The sequence below is a fragment of the Leptolyngbya sp. AN10 genome (assembly GCF_050565645.1).
Lineage (GTDB): Bacteria > Cyanobacteriota > Cyanobacteriia > Leptolyngbyales > Leptolyngbyaceae > Leptolyngbya.
On the sequence record NZ_JBNXVP010000018.1, the window covers coordinates 1 to 18,751 of the forward strand.

The 18,751-nt window shown below is 46.9% G+C and carries 27 protein-coding genes and 1 pseudogene; 14 read left to right on the forward strand and 14 right to left on the reverse strand.

The features are described 5' to 3' along the window. Positions 1–126: 126 nt before the first annotated feature. A pseudogene (locus ACQ4M5_RS23450) lies at positions 127–183 on the forward strand (hypothetical protein); the annotation flags it as partial. A gap of 39 nt (positions 184–222) precedes the next feature. After that, positions 223–591 carry a WD40 repeat domain-containing protein gene (locus tag ACQ4M5_RS23455; protein WP_430678105.1) on the forward strand — a complete coding sequence of 123 codons (369 nt, stop codon included), beginning with the start codon at positions 223–225 and terminating at the stop codon, positions 589–591. Here the strand turns inward: ACQ4M5_RS23455 and ACQ4M5_RS23460 are convergent. Further along, the gene (locus ACQ4M5_RS23460) at positions 569–685 is read right to left on the reverse strand and encodes a hypothetical protein (RefSeq protein ID WP_430678106.1); all 117 of its coding nucleotides are present in this window, start codon (positions 683–685) and stop codon (positions 569–571) included. The genes ACQ4M5_RS23455 and ACQ4M5_RS23460 overlap by 23 nt on opposite strands. A 45-nt stretch (positions 686–730) precedes the next feature. Here ACQ4M5_RS23460 and ACQ4M5_RS23465 point away from each other — a divergent pair, with 45 nt between their 5' ends. From ACQ4M5_RS23465 to ACQ4M5_RS23485, 5 genes are all read left to right on the forward strand, one after another. Further along, a complete protein-coding gene (locus ACQ4M5_RS23465) occupies positions 731–1,048 on the forward strand; it encodes a DUF433 domain-containing protein (RefSeq protein ID WP_430678107.1) in 318 nt (105 codons plus the stop codon). Then, positions 1,045–1,395, forward strand: a complete 351-nt coding sequence (locus tag ACQ4M5_RS23470) for a DUF5615 family PIN-like protein (protein WP_430678108.1) — start codon at positions 1,045–1,047, stop codon at positions 1,393–1,395. The genes ACQ4M5_RS23465 and ACQ4M5_RS23470 overlap by 4 nt, the downstream gene beginning before the upstream one ends. Positions 1,396–1,455: 60 nt before the next feature. After that, positions 1,456–2,304: an Rpn family recombination-promoting nuclease/putative transposase gene (locus tag ACQ4M5_RS23475; RefSeq protein ID WP_430678109.1), complete on the forward strand. Its 849-nt coding sequence runs from the start codon at positions 1,456–1,458 to the stop codon at positions 2,302–2,304. A gap of 18 nt (positions 2,305–2,322) precedes the next feature. Beyond that, the gene (locus tag ACQ4M5_RS23480) at positions 2,323–2,496 is read left to right on the forward strand and encodes a hypothetical protein (RefSeq protein WP_430678110.1); all 174 of its coding nucleotides are present in this window, start codon (positions 2,323–2,325) and stop codon (positions 2,494–2,496) included. Between the two features lie 63 nt (positions 2,497–2,559). Further along, complete coding sequence (locus ACQ4M5_RS23485; protein ID WP_430678111.1) at positions 2,560–2,979, forward strand: hypothetical protein; 420 nt, start codon at positions 2,560–2,562, stop codon at positions 2,977–2,979. Here ACQ4M5_RS23485 and ACQ4M5_RS23490 read toward each other — a convergent pair. The 10 genes from ACQ4M5_RS23490 to ACQ4M5_RS23535 form a co-directional block, all read right to left on the reverse strand. Then, a complete protein-coding gene (locus tag ACQ4M5_RS23490) occupies positions 2,976–3,278 on the reverse strand; it encodes a hypothetical protein (RefSeq protein ID WP_430678112.1) in 303 nt (100 codons plus the stop codon). The genes ACQ4M5_RS23485 and ACQ4M5_RS23490 overlap by 4 nt on opposite strands. Positions 3,279–3,415: 137 nt before the next feature. Then, positions 3,416–3,952: a hypothetical protein gene (locus tag ACQ4M5_RS23495; protein ID WP_430678113.1), complete on the reverse strand. Its 537-nt coding sequence runs from the start codon at positions 3,950–3,952 to the stop codon at positions 3,416–3,418. Positions 3,953–4,448: 496 nt separating this feature from the next. Further along, positions 4,449–4,985, reverse strand: coding sequence for a ribosome maturation factor RimM (gene rimM, locus ACQ4M5_RS23500; protein WP_430678114.1), 537 nt, complete (start codon positions 4,983–4,985; stop codon positions 4,449–4,451). 5 nt (positions 4,986–4,990) lie between these two features. Beyond that, positions 4,991–6,337: a valine--pyruvate transaminase gene (locus tag ACQ4M5_RS23505; protein WP_430678115.1), complete on the reverse strand. Its 1,347-nt coding sequence runs from the start codon at positions 6,335–6,337 to the stop codon at positions 4,991–4,993. 6 nt (positions 6,338–6,343) lie between these two features. Then, positions 6,344–6,688 (reverse strand): type II toxin-antitoxin system PemK/MazF family toxin, encoded by a 345-nt coding sequence (locus ACQ4M5_RS23510; RefSeq protein ID WP_430678279.1) that lies wholly within the window; start codon positions 6,686–6,688, stop codon positions 6,344–6,346. Then, positions 6,685–6,927 carry an AbrB/MazE/SpoVT family DNA-binding domain-containing protein gene (locus tag ACQ4M5_RS23515; protein WP_430678116.1) on the reverse strand — a complete coding sequence of 81 codons (243 nt, stop codon included), beginning with the start codon at positions 6,925–6,927 and terminating at the stop codon, positions 6,685–6,687. The genes ACQ4M5_RS23510 and ACQ4M5_RS23515 overlap by 4 nt, the downstream gene beginning before the upstream one ends. A gap of 143 nt (positions 6,928–7,070) precedes the next feature. Further along, on the reverse strand, positions 7,071–7,541 hold the full coding sequence (locus ACQ4M5_RS23520; RefSeq protein WP_430678117.1) for an N-acetyltransferase family protein: 471 nt from the start codon (positions 7,539–7,541) through the stop codon (positions 7,071–7,073). Then, positions 7,535–7,717 (reverse strand): hypothetical protein, encoded by a 183-nt coding sequence (locus ACQ4M5_RS23525; protein WP_430678118.1) that lies wholly within the window; start codon positions 7,715–7,717, stop codon positions 7,535–7,537. Before ACQ4M5_RS23525 ends, ACQ4M5_RS23520 begins: the two co-directional genes overlap by 7 nt. Before the next feature lie 386 nt (positions 7,718–8,103). Beyond that, the gene (locus ACQ4M5_RS23530; RefSeq protein WP_430678119.1) at positions 8,104–9,057 is read right to left on the reverse strand and encodes an isoaspartyl peptidase/L-asparaginase; all 954 of its coding nucleotides are present in this window, start codon (positions 9,055–9,057) and stop codon (positions 8,104–8,106) included. A 134-nt stretch (positions 9,058–9,191) separates the two neighbouring features. After that, a complete protein-coding gene (locus ACQ4M5_RS23535) occupies positions 9,192–9,356 on the reverse strand; it encodes a DUF2256 domain-containing protein (protein ID WP_430678120.1) in 165 nt (54 codons plus the stop codon). A 54-nt stretch (positions 9,357–9,410) separates the two neighbouring features. Here ACQ4M5_RS23535 and ACQ4M5_RS23540 point away from each other — a divergent pair, with 54 nt between their 5' ends. From ACQ4M5_RS23540 to acsF, 7 genes are all read left to right on the forward strand, one after another. Beyond that, positions 9,411–10,145, forward strand: a complete 735-nt coding sequence (locus tag ACQ4M5_RS23540; protein WP_430678121.1) for an RNA methyltransferase — start codon at positions 9,411–9,413, stop codon at positions 10,143–10,145. 125 nt (positions 10,146–10,270) lie between these two features. After that, positions 10,271–11,617, forward strand: a complete 1,347-nt coding sequence (locus ACQ4M5_RS23545; RefSeq protein ID WP_430678122.1) for a serine hydrolase — start codon at positions 10,271–10,273, stop codon at positions 11,615–11,617. A gap of 42 nt (positions 11,618–11,659) precedes the next feature. Next, positions 11,660–11,893, forward strand: coding sequence for a preprotein translocase subunit SecG (gene secG / locus ACQ4M5_RS23550; RefSeq protein ID WP_430678123.1), 234 nt, complete (start codon positions 11,660–11,662; stop codon positions 11,891–11,893). Next, positions 11,878–12,546, forward strand: coding sequence for a peptidase (locus tag ACQ4M5_RS23555; RefSeq protein ID WP_430678124.1), 669 nt, complete (start codon positions 11,878–11,880; stop codon positions 12,544–12,546). The genes secG and ACQ4M5_RS23555 overlap by 16 nt, the downstream gene beginning before the upstream one ends. A 110-nt stretch (positions 12,547–12,656) precedes the next feature. Further along, a complete protein-coding gene (locus tag ACQ4M5_RS23560) occupies positions 12,657–13,781 on the forward strand; it encodes an AI-2E family transporter (protein ID WP_430678125.1) in 1,125 nt (374 codons plus the stop codon). A 41-nt stretch (positions 13,782–13,822) separates the two neighbouring features. Next, on the forward strand, positions 13,823–14,614 hold the full coding sequence (locus ACQ4M5_RS23565) for a YdcF family protein (RefSeq protein ID WP_430678126.1): 792 nt from the start codon (positions 13,823–13,825) through the stop codon (positions 14,612–14,614). 171 nt (positions 14,615–14,785) lie between these two features. Beyond that, complete coding sequence (acsF, locus tag ACQ4M5_RS23570; RefSeq protein WP_430678127.1) at positions 14,786–15,862, forward strand: magnesium-protoporphyrin IX monomethyl ester (oxidative) cyclase; 1,077 nt, start codon at positions 14,786–14,788, stop codon at positions 15,860–15,862. 50 nt (positions 15,863–15,912) lie between these two features. Here the strand turns inward: acsF and ACQ4M5_RS23575 are convergent, their stop codons facing one another. The 3 genes from ACQ4M5_RS23575 to lpxB all read right to left on the reverse strand — a co-directional run bounded on the left by ACQ4M5_RS23575 (position 15,913) and on the right by lpxB (position 18,662). Continuing rightward, positions 15,913–16,983 carry a RuBisCO accumulation factor 1 gene (locus tag ACQ4M5_RS23575; protein WP_430678128.1) on the reverse strand — a complete coding sequence of 357 codons (1,071 nt, stop codon included), beginning with the start codon at positions 16,981–16,983 and terminating at the stop codon, positions 15,913–15,915. 80 nt (positions 16,984–17,063) lie between these two features. Then, positions 17,064–17,207, reverse strand: coding sequence for a hypothetical protein (locus tag ACQ4M5_RS23580; protein ID WP_430678129.1), 144 nt, complete (start codon positions 17,205–17,207; stop codon positions 17,064–17,066). 285 nt (positions 17,208–17,492) lie between these two features. After that, positions 17,493–18,662: a lipid-A-disaccharide synthase gene (gene lpxB / locus ACQ4M5_RS23585; protein ID WP_430678130.1), complete on the reverse strand. Its 1,170-nt coding sequence runs from the start codon at positions 18,660–18,662 to the stop codon at positions 17,493–17,495. Between the last annotated feature and the right edge of the window lie 89 nt (positions 18,663–18,751).

Here is an 18,751-nt window from a genome sequence, read left to right on the forward strand (position 1 = left end):
TCGTCGGTAATTGCATAAATCGCTATAATTTCGTCAAGCATTTTTCTTCTCTTCGAGGGTCAACATCTTGAAGAGATTTTATTGGCTTTGCTCCCTGACCGCTTCTAACTAGCAACTTGGGTTAATACTGTTACTTTTAGCCCTGACGGTAAGATCCTTGCAAGTGGGAGTCGAGACGGTCAAGTTAGAGTGTGTAATTGGCAGACTGACGACGTTTTGAGAATGTGTATCGAGATCGGAACATCGATTAATACAGTGGCAATAAGTAACCAGAGCCAATTTCTTGCTGCTGGAGATAACGAAGGTGAGATATTGCTACTCAACTTAAAAACTGAGCAGAAGCACGCTGAGTTGAATAGCCATTCAGATGCTGTCTATTCGCTGTCATTTAGCCCGGATGGTCAATTCATCGCTAGTGGTAGCAGAGATGACACTGTTAAGATCTGGCATGTAAAAACAGGGAAGTTACTTCATACTCTTAAAGAGGATTCTCGCTGGTATGGAGTTTTTTCGGTTTCTTTTAGCAAAGACGGTCAGGTTTTAGCAGCAGGTCTTGGAGGAGGTGAAATCAAACTTTGGCAGAAAATATAGTTGGCTCATTGCAGCAACGACAAGCCAGCGCTAAGTTATCAAGCTTATCTGAACCGTCGATCGGTTGAGGAATGAGGGGATTGATCGTAAACATAACAATGCGATCGAGTTAAAATACTGTTGGAGTTTGTGTAACAGCATGGCAGTTGTCGCAGCGAAAGCATATGTAGAGTATCGAAACGATGCTTATTGGATTGAAGAAACTCGGATTTCCCTCGATTCGATCGTATATCTCTTCCAGCAAGGCGCATCTCCTGAAAGCATCGTGCAGGCGTTTCCGTTGCTCACGCTCGAACAAGTTTATGGAGCAATTACCTTCTACCTTGCCAATCGCGCCGAAATTGATGCCTATTTAGCCGAAGAAGCCGCCGCATTCGACGCGATGCCTCAGCCTTTGAAGACTGACGACCCAGTGCTGTATGACAAATTGATGGCAGCTAAGAAGGTCAGTTCGTGAATATTCGGTTTCAGGCTGATGCGGATTTGAATCAAGCGATCGTAACAGGCGTTTTAAGACGAGAACCGAGGATTGACTTTCAAACGGCTTTGTCGGCTGAGTTAGAAGGAGTGAAAGATCCTGAAGTATTAGCGATCGCAGCACAACAAGGGCGAGTTTTGGTAAGCCACGATCGTAGAACAATGCCCCTGGAATTCGCTGAGTTCATTGTCAATTCCAGAAGTGCGGGCGTGATTATCGTTTCTCGGAAATTGTCGATCGAGGTCGTCATCGAAGAGTTATTGCTGATTTGGTCTGCTTCAGCAGCGGAAGAATGGGTCGATCGTATTGCGAAGTTACCTCTTTAAATCGAAACTCAACCCCTTTTCGACATTTTCCTGTGGTCGTAGTACTATTGATCTTTTCCGATGACGATCGATCATGACCGACTGTTCAAAGAATTGCTCTCGACGTTCTTCATCGAGTTCCTAGAGTTGTTTTTGCCGAAAGTGGCGGAGACGATCGAGCGTGAATCGATCGTGTTTTTGCAGCAGGAGTATTTTGCCGATTTAGAGGAAGGCGAAGAGAAGATCATCGATCTACTCGTATCGGTGAAGCAAGCAGGTACAGATATGACTTTTCTTGTGCATATCGAGGCGCAGTCCTACAGCCAGTCGAATTTTAATCAGCGAATGTTCTTCTACTTCGCACGATTGCATCAGAAGCATTTGCAGCGGATTTATCCGATCGTTGTTTTCTCCTTTGATCAACCGCAACGAGCAGAGAAGAACATTTACAAAGTTGAGTTTCCTGATCGAAAAGTTCTGGAATTTAGCTTTGAGCCGATTCAACTTAATCGATTGAACTGGCGAAATTATCTGAATCAGGCGAATCCGGTTGCGGCGGCGTTGATGGCGAAAATGAAAATTGCAAAACGCGATCGACCTAAAGTAAAAGCGGAATGTTTGAGAATTCTGACAACATTGCAACTTGATCCTGCAAGAACTCGTTTGATTTCTCAATTTGTCGATACTTACTTACCTTTAGATTCACAGGAGAAGAAAGTCTTTCAAAGGGAGATTGGTAAAATAGAAGGGATACAGCAGGAGGTCGTTATGGAAATTGTCACTAGCTGGGAGCGTGATGGAATGGAGAAAGAGCGGCAGAAGATTGCTCTAAGAATGCTTCAGCAGAATTGTACGGTGGAGTTTATTGCTCAGATGACAGATCTCTCGATCGAACAAATTCAACACCTGCGATCGCAATTACAACAGTAGACCACACTGGAGAAAGCCATGGAGATTCGGACGAGTTGGGAGCAGGAAGGTTGGGAAGAAGGAAAACGGGAAGCTTTACAGGAGATTGCGCTTAAAATGCTCCAGCAAAATTTACCGATCGAACAAATCGCTCAACTTACAGATCTGCCGATCGAACAAATTCAACAACTGCGATCGCAATTGCCGCAGTAAGGCTCATTGAGCGCGATACACTGCGATACACTAAGGTCTGTATCAGTTGCGGGATGATGAGTTATGAAGGCATGGATCGCGATCGTAGTCTCAGCAGTGATTTGGGTGATGGGTATCTCGAATGCTTGGGCACTGACTCAAATTAAACTGTCGGATTTGGGCTATCGAGAATGCCCGATTGAACTATCGAAGGGCGCAGTGACAGCGGGAGGCATTCCCCAATCAGCGCGATGTTTTATTGTGTATGGCAAAGCAACGAATCCGACCAATAAAATGATTGTCAATGCGGACATCTTTGGGCGGATCTATGATGCGAATGAAGATCCGATTATTGAAAACCGGACGCGATTGGGCGCGATCGAAGAAGTTCCGCCTGGTGTGAGTGAATTTGAGTTTCAGGTGAATGTTCCTGACAATCAGCCTTTACCGTTAAAGCTCTTACAGTTTAAAGCCGCAGGATTTACTGGAACCGTGAGACGTTAGAGGTTGGCGATGTCTTTGTCCACGTTGCAGAGAATGTCGATCGCTTGATCCGCTGTGATTAATCGCTTTAAGACAACTTGCCCGATCGCGCCAGATTCAACTGAAGGTGAAGGTTTCACTTCGACCATTAACACTTCATCTTCGACGCGATAGAGCCAGAGCTTTTCGCCGTTTTCCCAGATACTTAAATCTAATTGTTCAATGCGCGGTTTGCGTCTCCAGGCGATCTCATTCCATAAGCCGCCAATTTCCCAGACTCGACCCACACACCAGCCATCCGAAAGAAAAAAATACTTCACAACCGTCACCAGTCCGCATTTGTGCTTAACCCTAGCGCAAAGTGGCACGATCGCATTCATTTTTAACTAAGATTTCATCGACTTGATTTGGGTGTTGTTTCCTAATTGAATCAACACCCAATCAAAACATTCATGTTCTAGTTCCAAGCGCGTTGTTGATAGTTTTGTTTACAGACATTCAGCATTCGTCGATCGTTAGCACTCAGATTCGAGAGGCGATGGAAGCCTTCTAAGCTAATTGGAGCAACGACTGGATCGCGGGATGCGACCGAATCGTTCCGTTCGGTCGCGATTACAAAAGGATTTTCAGAGCGATCGTAGCTATCGACCACCATTAAGGAAACGCGATCAGCTTCTAGCTGACCATAGGTGCAATCGAATGACGATCGAGGCATATAAAGCGCACCGACTAACTTTCCTTGCCGTGCTTCAAAGACAAAATAACCTTTACCAATCTCATCAGGGTTAGGAGATTGCCCGTATAGGTAAACTCCATCCGGCAATGTGGTGTTTTGTGCAATGACATTCTTTTCCAGATTGCGAGGAGCAGCTTGAGCAGGTGCATTCGTCGCCATCAAGCCTGTCATAGATCCGACCAGTGCAAGCGAAAAACCTGCAATCATCGGAGCGGCTTGTCTAACAGAGGCGAGGAGGTAAGTCGATAGTACTTTCATGGAATGCCCTCTCAAATTTAAGTAGTCTTCAGCAGGGGGATTAAAAAAGCGTTGTTGTTCCTGATTTCACCAGGGGGCTAGTGAATAGTCTGCAACATTGTCTCGGTATTACTACTCCCTCTAAGGAAGTCATTTCGGAAAACAAAGGGCAGAGAATTCAAAAAAGTTCTCGGCGAGACTTGTGGCGAGAAAAGATCGGACGCAAAAACCAGCACGATTGATGTTGTGAGGAAGATTCAACAAAGATCACACTGAGCTTGCTTGATAACTATCAAATCATTGCTGTCGAATAGAGGGATTTGACAGAGTGACAGTCTGTAATTTGGCGATCGATGTAACGTTGTCTTAACCGTTCAAAGAGTTACGACGCTTTGCTTTCTTCGATTCGCCACCTGCAAATCCTCATTTAATCTACCATGCGGGTTTAATCCGATTCATTTTCGCAACAAAGGTTAATTGGAAGTTAAATCGTTCAATAGTAATGAAGTAACTTAACCTATAAGTCGAGAAGTCCAGGGGGTGGTGTGATTTCAATTCGCTGTCGATCGAGGTCAACTACAGGCACGATCGCTTCCACAAAAGGAATCAAAATAATCTTTTCTTGTCCGTTTTCTGGTGTAACTTTAACGACCTGCAATAAATCATGTCCGGCAGGAATCACGTCTTTAACCTTGCCAATCAATTCTTGAGTCGATTGTTCATAAACTGATAAACCGAGCAAGTCTGCAACGTGAAATTCGCCTTCTTCAAGTTCGGGTAAATCGGTATCAGGAACGAGCAATTTACAATCTCGAAGACTCTCGGCAGTGGTACGATCGTGAATTCCTTTGATTTGAATTACATAGAGTCCTTTACCGTCAATGTAGCGACCGGAAAGAAGCTCGATCGCTTCAGGTTCGGTTTGATTCGGACGCAATAACCAGCGTTGTCCAGGTTCCTCGAATCGTTCTGGAAAGTCTGTGTTCGGATAGACGCGCAGTTCGCCTTTGATGCCTTGAGCGGCGACAATTTTACCGATTTCTATATATCCCATGCGTTCTATGATCCGTAAACTTGCTGTGCAACTTCCGCGAGTCGTTCCATTGCTGTTTGTAATTCTACATCTGTTCCCGTTAGGCTAATTCTTAGACATTGCTGTTTGTGTTGCCATTCTTCTTGTAAGCCTGGGAAAAAGGTGCTTCCAGGAACAACGATCACGCCGACTTTTTTGAGTGCTTGGTAAAACTCCCAATCGGTTATTGGTAACTGATCGAGCCATAACCAAGCAAAGATCGCGCCTTCTCCACGATGCAGGAACCAGGGAAGCGATCGCGGCATTGTTCGATCGAGTGTTTCTTCGATAATTGCAATCTTACTTTGATAGAACGGACGAATCACATTTTCAGAAATATCCGCGAGTTGACCGGATCGAATGGCACGAGCCGCGATCGCTTGTCCATATCGAGGGGAGTGAATGCAGAGATTTGTTTGGAAGCATTCGAGCGTTTGAATAATTTCGGGTTCACCGATCGCAATTCCAATTCGCTCTCCGGGCAATCCCGCTTTCGATAAACTCATACAGTGAACTACATTCCCGCCAAACATCGGGGACATTTCAGTGAAGTTCAAAGCAGGAAACGGAGGCGCGTAAGCAGAGTCGATTAAAACCGGAACATCATGAACGGCTGCAAGTGAAGTAATTTTATTCACTTCATCGTTGCTCAAAACGTTTCCAGTTGGATTGCAAGGACGTGAGAAAATTACGCATCCAGTTTGTTCATCAATTTGTAATTGATTGAAGTTGGGGCGATATTTAAACCGATGATTTTCGTGATCGATTTCTAGTTCCGGTTTGTAGGCGATTAGTGCTTCTGGAGTGAGCGTAACGCCACCATATCCCGTATAGTCAGGACTTAATGGCAGAACAATTTTTCTAAGTTCACCGCTTGCTGTGTATCCACCAAAAGCATTTGCAGCATAGAAGTAAAGGCTTTGACTGCCAGGAGTAATCAGAATATTACGATCGCTTAATTGGAGTCCATAGCGCTGATTAAATTCTTGTACGATCGCATCAATCAGCGGTTGATATCCCTGACTTGCACCATACCGACAAACCACATCGCCATATTCAGGACTGGCTAACAATTCCGCAGTACAATCGCGCCAAAGCTGTTCGACCTCTGGCAAAATCACCGGATTGCCTGCACTGAGATTAATAAAACTCTGTCCGGCTCCCGCTCTCAACGTTTCAATAATGTCTTTCATAATCGCCCGAACACCAGACAGGCGGGACATCTCGATCCCAAGTTGACTAAGAGCAGGATTCATCACAAATCGTAATTTTAGAACGATCTTGATGCTACCGATTAAAAGGCTCGATCGAGCATTAATTTTTGCTGCAATCAAGTTTGGTTAAAGCAGCAGTGCCCTTATTTTTTCCTGAACTTCCTCAACAGTTTCTTCTGAAACAGACTCTATAAATTGAACCTTTCGCCCTTTCCAATCGATACACTTGATTTGATCAGTGAGAATGACACCATAAGTACTTAGCCCATCCGGTAGAAGTACCTCGAAAGCGTATCCCTTCTGATGTTTGGTAATTGGCATTACAAGAGCCAGTGAAGTCTTCTTGCTATAAGAGCGGGGTGAGAGGACAAAGCCCGGTCTGAGTCCTTTCTGCTCGCGCCCGATCGTCGGATTAAAATCCACATAGATAATGTCTCCACGATCGGGAATATAGGGATCTAGTTGCTTCACCAAACTTCGTTCCCCACTGGTTCCCCAAAATCAACTGCCGCATGAAGATTTTCTGGAGTAATGCCTTCTAGCAATTCGTCTAGTGAGTACCCCTTGCGCTTTCTCGGTTTCACGACTAGGTTACCGTCGATCGCGCTGATCTCAATTTCTGCGCCCTCGGAGATTTGAAGCTCTTTTGCTAAATTCTGCGGAATACGAATCGCAAGACTGTTTCCCCATTTCGCAACTGTTGAAGCCATAAGAAACTTAGATTAAAAGTAGATACATTATATCTACTTTGGGGGAATCGTTCCAAGTAGAGCTTTCTTAATCTTGTCTTCAGAACTTTGCAGCACGTCTAAAAACGCACCAATTCCTCGATCGAGCATTAATTTTTGCTGCGTCATGGAATCCATTTCAAGAAGCAGCGATTTCCATATTGTTCTGTGATTTCTGCACCTAAGCGATCGTAGAACTGCAATCCGCGAATATTTCGAGCATCAGCATTCCAAGCCAAATGAGAACAGCCATGATCTTGAGCGATTTGGGCGAGTTGCTGCATCAATAGCGCTCCTGCTCCTTGGCTTCTCTGATCTCGATCGACATACAAATCATCAAGCCAAATGCTCGGCTGACCTGCAAACGATGAATACCGAAAGCCATACAGTGCAAAACCAATTTCGCAATCGGAAGACTCAGCAAACAGAACGTAAGCGAAAGGAGCCGTTCCGAATAGTGTTTTTCTTAGCTTGTCTTCAGAAGTTTGAAGCACTCCTGAGAACGCACCAATATCTCGATCGAACTCTGCTTTCTTTTGAATAAACGACAAAATCAGCGCTACATCATGAAGGTTCGCAGATCTGATATTTAACATTGACGCAGGGCTTGTTCGATCTTTTGCACCGCTTCGACTTCATTCAAAAGTCGATCGGCTTGACGTAGCGTTTCACTTGTTTTGGTAGCATCACCGATCGAATAATAGGTCACTCCAAGCTGGTAGAAAGCCTGAGCGATCTCTGCCTTGATCTGGTAAACCTGTGCCAGTGCCATACAGTGACTCGATGGAGGGTTTTACTGATGCGGAAAATTCGGAGACAAACTCTCAGGGGCAATGAGAGCTTGTTAAAGTAGTGGAGATCCCTGATATTTCTATCGTAGAGAAAGTCTCACACAAGAGGGCTGGGGGGTTTAGACCCTCTTTTAGAAAACGTCCTTACTCGGCAGACTGCCAATCTACTTGACACACTCCCACAGCTAGAAGCAGTGGGATTTCAGGCTCAGACAGCAATCGCGGACGTAGCCCGTCTTACATTGCCTAACCTGGCGGACAATGCCCTGCCCGTTTGTAAAAGCATACCTACGCGATTTCCTCAGCACATCCGTAGATACGCATAAGTTTTTCAGTAATTTCTAGTCGGTGTACTGAAATCGAACTGTCACACAGTTCCAGTTTGAAGATCATCGGGCAGATCCAATGTGTCTCCAATGCGATCGCCAGTGTGATACGCCGCTAGAAGCACTTCACTGGTTTTTCCCCAGCCGATCGTGCCGTTTGCAGCAAGTCCGATCGCGCCTAAATCGCGTCGATTTTGATGTGCCTCTTTGAATGATTTCTCAAGCGCCTGATGTAACGACTGTCCATCTGTCACACGAATCACGATTTTTGCCGCTAAACATTCATCGATAATGTCTTCTCCGATTCCGGTGCAGCTAATTGCCGCTTCTGGGTTTGCGTAATTCCCCGCAGGCATCGCAGAATCGCTGACTCGTCCAATTCGCTCAAAGCCTTTTCCGCCTGTCGAAGTTCCAACCGAAATCCGACCGTGACTATCGAGAGCAACGACCCCGATCGTGCCTCGTCCCGCTGATTCCGAAATCAATTCTTTCTCGGCAACTACACCCGCCATTGCACGATTAAAGTTACCTTCGCGCTCTTGAATCCATTCTTGCAAGCGCAGTTCGGTCAGCGGATCATACAAAGGAAGCTGCAATTCGCGGAGCAACTCAGCAGAACCCATATCTGAGAGAACGCGATCGTCAGAGGTTTGCAGAAATAATGCAAGCTCGATCGGGTTCTTGACTCGCGAAGTATTAATCACACCGCTGAATCGTTGCCGCGCTCCATCCATCAAAGCCGCACTCATCCGAATTTGTCCATCCGACTGCAATACTGATCCGGTTCCTGCATTAAAGCGCGGCTCATCTTCGAGCAATTGACAGCCAGTGACTACGGCTTCAGTTGCGGTGGCTCCAGCAAGTAAAAGGGCATAAACTTCTTCTACCACTTTGTAGAGCGATCGACGAACCGCATCGGCTCCGCCTTTCCCTTTAAGCGAACTTCCTGCACCCCCGTGGATGATCAATTTGGGCTGAACTCGATCGACAGACATGACAAGCAACCTCGCGCAGAGTGGGGAGTGGGGAGTGGGGAGTGGGGAGTAGAGCGTTAATTACTCCCTACTCCCTACTCCCTACTCCCTACTCCATTGAGAATTCCATAGCACAGAAGCTTATCACGTCTGGCTTACAGTAATTCAGGTTTTGCTTGTGATTTGCGTTTTCGGCAGCGATCGCTACAGTATTTCACTTCGTCCCAGCAGTCCTCCCACTTTTTTCGCCAAGTGAACGACAAACCACAAACCGGACACACTTTGGTGGGTAAATCAGATTTGGCTCGGTGGCGCGGCATAACAAATTCGATCTAAAGATGCGTTAATTTTAAAGTCTTTCGCTCGTGCGTGCTATGTCGGAAACCTTGTCTTCTCAAGTTCGGATTGTGCTGGTTGAACCTGCGGGAGCGCTCAATGTCGGCTCGATCGCTCGTGTGATGAAAAATATGGGCTTGCATCAATTAGTACTTGTGAATCCGAAGTGTGATTTGCAGTCGGATGATGCGCGGAAAATGGCAATGAGAGCGATCGACGTTTTGGAAGCGGCGCAAATTGTCAAATCGATTCCGGAAGCATTAGCAGGATGTCATCGTGCGATCGCAACTGCGGTTCGATCGAGAATTGATGCTCCTTTAGAACATCCTCGCGAAGCTTTACCTTGGTTACTAGAACCGGGACTAAACACCGCGCTGCTCTTTGGTTCTGAAGATCGAGGACTGAGCAATGGGGAACTAAAGTATGCTCAACGGTTTGTATATATTCCAACCAGTGATAACTATCAATCACTGAATCTTGCTCAAGCAGTAGCACTCTGTTGCTATGAACTGTTTCAAGCTCCGATACCTACTGCACCTGAAGCAATTCCTTGTTCATTGGATGCCCTCGATCGAGCTTATCAACACCTCGAATCCGTACTGCTCGATATTGGCTACCTACAACCGCACACCGCCGCGAGTCGGATGGAAAAATTTAGACATATCTTCAATCGAGCCAACTTATCAGAAAACGAGTTATCCTTGCTGCGTGGTGTTTTGCGGCAGATCGAATGGGCGACTAAAACACGAACCTCTGAAGATTCCCAGACTTGAGCGGATCAGATCCACGAAGTCAATGTAAAATCCCTAAAACATATCGCGTGACGAAAGCGTAAAGCGTTCTAAACTTGGAACCGCTTTTGTAAACCCTTATCCCTGACGAACGGAGAACAGCATCAATGTGGGATGATACGGATGATTCAGCAGCGTCAAATTTAGAGCGCAACGGACGGACAGCACAACGCCGCCGTTCTCGTCGTCGGGCAGTTGAAACTCCACCGAAACCGATTCCCCTTTCATCACGTCGGGAACGAGTACGTAAACCCATTCCTACTGAACGCCCGAAGTCCCGCGAATTTGCTACAACCGTTCGATCGTTTCGCAGCGATCGACCACGATCGAAAGACCGTCGCCTTGAAGTGGTTCCCTCGCCAGAAGTTCGGCGCACTCCCCCTGTTAGAAAACCGCCCGCGCCTAAAAGTCGATCGGCGTTAGCATTTCTCTATGGCACTCGATTGTTAATTCTCGGTGTTGGAATTGGTGTGATTGCGGGAACTAGCTTGTCGATTTGGGACCCAGCAACGCGATTTGGCGGAACACCTCAACCGGAAAAAACCGAGCAAGCAAGTCCTTCTCCGAGTCCTGCTGTCGCGTCTCAACTTCAACTCAATCAGGAAATCACAGGGCTGAAAACGCAGATTCAAACCGCGATCGCATCTCAGACCCAGTTAGCTCCAGGATTCATGATCGTGGATGCAGACACTCACGCTTATGTAGACATCAATGGATCGAATCCGCTTCCTGCTGCTAGTACGATCAAATTTCCGCTGCTTGTCGCCTTCTTCCAAGCAGTGGATGAAGGTAAGATTCGACTCGACGAACCGCTGACGATGCGAAAAGAACTTGTGGCGACTGAAGCTGGAGAACTGCAAAATCTGCCAGTTGGCTCACAGTTTCCCGCGATCGAAGTCGCAACCAAAATGATCGATATCAGCGACAATACCGCGACGAATATGATCATCGATCGTTTAGGAGGAAAAGATGCTGTCAATCAGCGGTTTCAATCCTGGGGCTTAACGAATACTGCCATTCAAAATATGCTCCCAGATTTGCCGGGTACGAATACGAGCAGTCCGCGTGATATGGTTGCGCTCCTAGATGCGGTGAATCGGGGCGAATTAGTGACAATGCGATCGCACGATCGAATGCTCAACATCATGCGGAAAGTCGTAAACAATTCGCTGCTGCCTCAAGGATTGGGGGAAGGATCGGTGATTGCTCATAAAACTGGAGATATCGGCATCATGCTCGGTGATGTTGGCATGATCGATTTACCCAATGGCAAGCGCTATTTGATGGCAGCAATGGTGAAACGTCCGCACAACGACGATCGAGCCGGAGACCTGATTCGGCAAGTGTCGAAGATGACCTTTCAGTATTTCAATCAGTTGAATGCGGCTCCACCCAGTCCTACACCGAGTCCACAAGGAGCAGAACCGCCGAAATCCACGATCGCGCAACCCTAATATTCATATAATGAGAAACGTATCGATCGTAGTTTTGGACTTATGACATTAATCACAGTTTTAAGATCGATTTGGACGTTTTCTGCGGTCGGAATTGTCATTCTGGTACTGTTGCATAGTCCGAAAGGCGATGGCTTAGGCGGGTTGGGCGGTCAAGCTCAACTGTTTACCAGTACCAAGAGCGCGGAAACCACGTTGAATCGCGCAACTTGGCTTTTTACCATTCTGTTTATGGGAATCACCGTTGTTCTGAGTGCAGGATGGCTCGGTCGCTAAGATTCCAACGGTTTAGAACGCATTCGATTGTTCTATTAGCGATCGGGTGCGTTTTGTTTTGGGCAATTTCTGGTCGGGCGTTACCTGCTCCAAAAATTCATCCGCTTCCGGCAATTCTGGCACAGTGGAACGATCGCTCTGGTGATTACTTCGATCGAGTTCAAAAGACTGCTCCAGACTATCTCGTTTGGTCGCGCTTCCCTGTGAAAGTGTTCATTCAGCCTGCGGATGCTCGGAGTCAGATTTGGAACGATTTGATGATGCAAGCGGTGAAAGAGTGGCAGGCTTATTTTCCGTTGGAATTAGTCGATCGACAAAATGAGGCGGATATTTTTATCGATCGATCTTCGATTCCATTGCGTTTTCCCCCGACTGAGCGCATTCGATTTGCAGACACCCGATTTGAGCTATTTGAACAAGATGGCATTCTGCGGCATCGAATGAAGATTCGGATTCAACCCAATCGACCGAATCTTTCGATGCTTGCGGCGGCTCGTCATGAATTAGGACACGCTCTTGGGATTTGGGGACATAGCCCACTGGAAACGGATGTGATGTACTTCTCACAAGTCCGAACACCGCCACCCATTTCTGCAAGAGATGTGAACACCTTGAGGCGAGTGTATGAACAGCCGACGCAATTGGGCTGGTAAAAGGGTCGCCTTGTTTGCCTAATCCCCATCTCTAGGCAGTCGAAAATTTTTCGGGTTCACCTGCAATCTGGAGAGTACACTCGAAAAGGTTCGGAAAGGAGTGAAAAACGGTGGGACTCGGCAAATGGATCGGATTTTTGGCATTCGCGATCGCGCTTTATATCCTGTGGCAGCTTCACCAGGTCTTGCTGCTAGTATTCGCGGCAGTCGTATTTGCAACGGCGCTCAATAGCTTGGTGAAATCACTTCAGCGGTTTGGGTTAAAGCGTGGGGGAGCGGTGCTCGTCTCGATCGTCTCGCTGATTGTACTGATGGTTTTGTTTGTCGGGCTGATTGTGCCGCCGTTTATTTCGCAGATTCAGCAGTTGATCGACTTAGTACCCAAGGGATTCGATCGAGTTCAAATCTGGTTTAATCAGATGCAGGAAATGATACCAGGATATTCACAATATTTACCTGGTGTAGATGATTTGCTGCGACAGGTTCAACCGGTAGTAACGAGAGCATTGGGCGACTTTCTTGCACTATTCCGCGATGCGTTAGCAGTCCTGTTAAACATTCTGCTGGTGTTGATTTTAACAATTATGTTGTTGATCAATCCCCAACCATATCGTCAAGGATTCATAGCACTATTTCCTTCGTTTTATCGCAGACGTGCGGATCAAATTCTTTCACTGTGCGAAGTGTCGCTGGTGAATTGGATTATCGGAATTTTGATCAACATGGTTGTCATTGGTTTAGTAAGCGGGATTGCGCTGCTGATATTAGGTGTACCGCTTGTGTTGGCGAATGCACTTTTGGCGGGACTTTTAGAGGCGATTCCGAATGTGGGTCCGGTTTTGAGTGTGATTCCTCCGATCGCAGTTGCACTTCTAGACGCGCCTTGGAAAGCCGTTGCAGTTTTAATCGTTTATATTCTGATTCAGCAGCTTGAACAGTATTTGCTGGTTCCATTTGTGATGTCGAAACAGGTGTCGATTTTGCCTGCGGTGACATTGATTTCGCAAGTCGTATGTGCGATCGCATTCGGCTTTCTCGGTTTATTTCTGGCAATTCCGCTCGTGATTGTGGGTCAAATTTGGGTGCGAGAAGCTTTGGTGCGTGATATTCTCGACCACTGGCGCAAAGACCAATACGAGGCGCGGATAATTGATCACGCTCAAACGGAATTGGAAAAACTGCCTGAAGCGCCTCAAGAAGTCATTGATTTACCGGATGAATCGAATGCAGAGTAGAACATCAGAGTAGAATACTCAGCGACCTTGTTCGCAGTCCCATGTTTCTATTTCTTTCTAAACTGCTGCCAATTTTCATTTATCCATTGGGTTTGAGTTGTGTCCTGCTCATTCTCACGTTTGTGCTGATTTTAAGAAAGCGATCGCGTTTAGCCCTAATTCCGATCACACTCACCTTTCTGATTTTGGCGCTAAGTTCAAGCGCTTGGATTAGTAACGCTCTCGTTCAGTCCTTAGAATTTCAGTACATTACTCAAGGCGAAATTCCGACCGCAGATGCGATCGTAGTTCTCGGTGGCGCAACCGAGTCTGCATTACCGCCACGTCCGTGGATTGAAATCCGAGAAGAAGGCGATCGAGTCCTTTACGCTGGCAAGCTCTATCGAGACAAGAAAGCGCCGCGATTGATTCTGAGCGGTGGACGAGTCGATTGGCGACCGAGTTCAACCTCGGAGGCGGAAGATATGGCGATTCTGCTGGAAACGATGGGCGTTCCACGATCGGCAATGTTACTCGAATCTCGATCGCTGAATACTCGCGAAAATGCGGTCTACACCCAGGAAATTATGCAAACGCAGAAGATCCAGAAAATTCTGCTAGTAACTTCTGCGATGCACATGCCGCGATCGATGTTGATTTTCAAGAAGCTTGGAATTGATGCGATTCCTGCTCCGACCGATTACATGACAAGTTTTGCCGATCGAGGAGCACGATCCAGCCTAGAAGCGACGATCTTAGATACTTTACCGGACGCGGATCAAATTCGTCGCACGACTCGCGCTCTGAAGGAATACATTGGAATTTTGATCTATCGCTTACGGGGTTGGGCTTAGAGACTGTTCCAAATTGTAAAGACTCGTTGCAACTCTTAATAAAACGGCGGAAAAGCGTTGCAGGAAGCTTGGTAGACTAGGAGACGTATGAAAACTTTGGAATGCTGATGGCAGAGTAATTTGCCGCATTCCTCAAACCCACTTAGACCACACTGCGCGATCGTAAAACTCATGGTAGATTCCCTTAAAAAACCAGGCTTTGAAGAACTGCGCCCCGGAATTAAGGTTCCAGCGAAAGAAACGATTCTCACGCCGCGCTTCTACACCACCGACTTTGATGAGATGGCGCAGATGGATCTCTCCGTCAATGAGGAAGAGTTTGAAGCATTGGTCGCAGAATTGCGAAACGATTACAATCGCCACCATTTCGTGCGCGATGCAGAGTTTGAGCAATCCTGGGATCACATTGACGGCAACACCCGCAAAGTCTTTATCGAATTCCTAGAGCGCTCTTGTACGGCTGAATTCTCAGGTTTCTTGCTGTACAAAGAACTGTCCCGCAAGCTGAAAGGTCGCAATCCGCTATTGGCTGAAGGATTCGCGCTAATGTCCCGCGATGAAGCTCGTCACGCTGGATTCTTAAATAAAGCGCTGTCTGACTTCAACTTGTCGCTCGATTTAGGCTTTTTGACCAAGAGCCGCAAGTATACGTTCTTCAAGCCGAAGTTCATTTTCTACGCAACTTACCTGTCTGAGAAGATTGGCTACTGGCGCTACATCACGATTTTCCATCACCTCAATGCTCATCCTGAAGATCGGTTGTATCCGATTTTCAAATTCTTTGATAACTGGTGTCAGGATGAAAACCGCCACGGTGATTTCTTCGATGCGCTGATGCGGACTCAGCCCCAATTCTTGAACGATTGGAAGGCAAAACTCTGGTGTCGGTTCTTCTTGCTGTCAGTGTTTGCGACGATGTACCTGAACGACATCCAGCGCAGCGAGTTCTATGAAGCGATCGGGCTGAACACTCGCGAATTTGAGTACACCGTAATCGAGAAGACCAACGAAACTGCGGGTCGCGTTTTCCCAGTCATTCTCGATGTCAAGCATCCGAAGTTCTATGAGCGCTTAGAAACTTGCGTTCAGAACAACGAGAACTTAAGAGCGATCGACAGCACAAACGCACCGAAGTTGGTGAAGACGCTGAAGAAGTTGCCTTACTACGTCTCGAATGGGGTTCAACTCGCGAAATTGTATTTCACGAAGCCGATCGATGTCACGCCGACTCATGGGCAAGTTCGATAGATTCTGAGTACCCCTTGATCTGGAGCGGTTCCAATTCGGAACCGCTTTTTTTATTCGTCGATCTGCCAAAGTTCGGTCGTATAAGCTTCATCCAGAACCTTTTTCGGACGCATGACTAAGATCACTCGTCCCAAGAGCGGCATCGTTGGCGCTTCCTCGAACCATTGCAATTCAAGTTGATCCTCGTTTGCGATCGCGAAATAACTATCGATCTGCCATTCTCGTTGAGCGCGATCGATCACGACGATCACTTCTTCTGTATTACCGGGTAACGGAGTCGGAAGTCGATCGCTGTCACATAACACCGCAACCGGATCTTCAGCGCTGCGAATTACTTGCCATCCAGGAACCGTCATCCATGCGCCCGTTCCCGAAAATTGGATAATCCCAAACACGCCAGTTTCTTCGGTCATCGGTACAGCATGAAGATCTGTCACATTTAACGGCAGTTTTCCAGCCACCGGAAGAATGCGCGGCAGTTGTTCATCAGACTCTAAGCGATAAACGGGAAGGCGAGGAGCAGGACGCTTTGGAGTAACGGTGAAATCGGTTAAGAGAGTTTCGATCGCTTTTCGAGCGGTTTCGCTGTGAGCGAATTTCAGACCTCTAGCGATATAGCGCGATCGCTCTTGTAAATCGGTCTTTTCCTTCGCGGTTTTCCAGGCTTGGTATGCGATTGCGTCTCCTGGATGGGATGTGAAAGCTTCAGGCACTTTAGTCAAGCGTGAGAAGTCTTTCAGCGCACGAGCCACTTCGTGAACTTCGTCCGTATCTAAGCTTTTCTCAAACACTAATTCTGCTGCGGCTGCCCGTTCCGATTGTGAAAGAATCCGCAACTCGTACAGAATATCGCTGGCTCTTTGACCGAAATGCGATCGAACCTCATCCGAAACGCCCACTTTCAGCATCGAATCGTAAACTTGAGCCGCAACGATAATTTGGTTTTGGTGAATTGGCTCGAATCCGGTCGCTTCAAAAATAGCGTTTGGCGCGTAGCCTGCTTTTTGCAAAGTTTGACACGCTTGTGCCCAATCGACCCAAGATCCTTCTTTGCGACGCAGCGATAATAGTAAATCGTCTGCGTTTGATAATTCTTCAGGCTTCGATAATTCCTCAGACATGGCGCGTTTTTCCCAGTGAATCCTCAATTAGATTAGCAAAGGGCGATTCGCAAGATCATTTAGATTGTTGGACGATCGCACTATGTAATGCTGAGGGTGTCTTTGTCGATCGGGAAAATATACCGATTCGCGACTTGTTGATAATGAAAAATGCCGATCGCTGCTCCGATTCCAATGAGTACAGCGAGAACGAGTCCCAAACGGTAGTGAGATTGAACTTTCATAGCTTGATGAACGAATGACGCACATCCCTAATATGTTTAAGCCCGAAATGTTCTGCCTCGTACTATCGAATGATTTTGGCAGGATTAGAGGATGTTTGAAGCGTCTCGTTCATTGCGCTCACTCGCCCCGAATTCATTCCGGGGCTAACAGAACGAAGTCCACTAAAGGGGACTGGGAGCTAATTTCAGAGTCTTGAGTCCCGTTTACTGGACTTCGCACCGTTAGCGCCGACTTCTAGTCCGGCGCGGTGAGTGCGTCCGAACGGCTACTTCTCAAACACCCTCTTAAACCGCAATTCCTAAATGTTCCAAAATTGATCGAGCAACTCGATCGCAAGCGCCTTCTCCCCCTAAAGCCGATCGCATTTCCGCATAATCCGCGATCGTTTTTTCACGCTTCTCAGGTTGCAACAATTCCAAAGCCGACATTGCTAGATTCTCAGGAGTTGCAGCGTCTTGAATAAACTCTGGCACAATCGGTTTCATCTCCACCAAATTCGGCGGCGAAACGTATTGCACTTTAAGCTTCAGAATGTTCTTTGCAATCCAATACGTTACAGGCGATAAGCGATACATCACCACTTGAGGCACATTCAGCAATGCGATTTCAAGATTAACCGTTCCGCTTTTGGTAATCGCTAAATCTGAAGCCGCGATCGCATCCAATGGCGAACCTTCGATAATCTCAGCTTGCAATTGATAGTTCTGAATCCCTTGAACGATCGACGATCGATATTTCTCCAACGACAATGGAATCAGAAATTTTACGTCAGGAATCTTTGATTGAATCCGCTTTGCTGCCTCAAACATGACAGGCATCATGTATTTAATTTCCTGTTGGCGCGAAGCTGGAAGAAGCACGATCGTGGTTTGATCCGGAGCAATTCCCAATTTGGTGCGAGACGATTCGCGATCGGGTGCATCCTTCATCCGATCGACCAGTGGATGCCCGACTAAAACGGCATTTGCGCCCTTAGATTTGTAATACGCTGCCTCGCCTGGAAAGATCGAATAAATGCGATCGCTAATCTGAACAAGCCATTGTGTTTTCTTCTCGTTAATCCGCACGACCCATTCTTGTGGCGCAATAAAATAAGCAGTTGGAACCTTCGGCAGATGTTTCCGAACATACAGACCGATGCTGATATTTGGATCGCTGTAATCGATCATCACGACCATATCAGGCGGATTTTCTCTCAGATATTGTTTTGCCCGTCGCTGAACGTTCATTGTCGGAAATAAATAAGGCAATCCTTCGACAGCGCCGATTGAGCCGATTTCAGTTGTTTTTCCTAAAAGTTTCGCGCCTGCGGCTTCCATTCGATCGCCACCCAAAGCCAAAACCTCGATCTCGGCTCCTGCTTTCTCAGCTTGTTCGTACAGCGACTTAACCAGCAATGCGCCTTGCAAATCGCCGGAGACTTCGCCTGTACTGATAAAAATTCGTTTCTTCATTCGCTTTAGGGAATGTTTGAGAAGTATAGAAGTTTTCTCGCTCCGTTCGAGTTCGCCCCGGAATGAAATTCGGGGCTATCGGTGCGAAG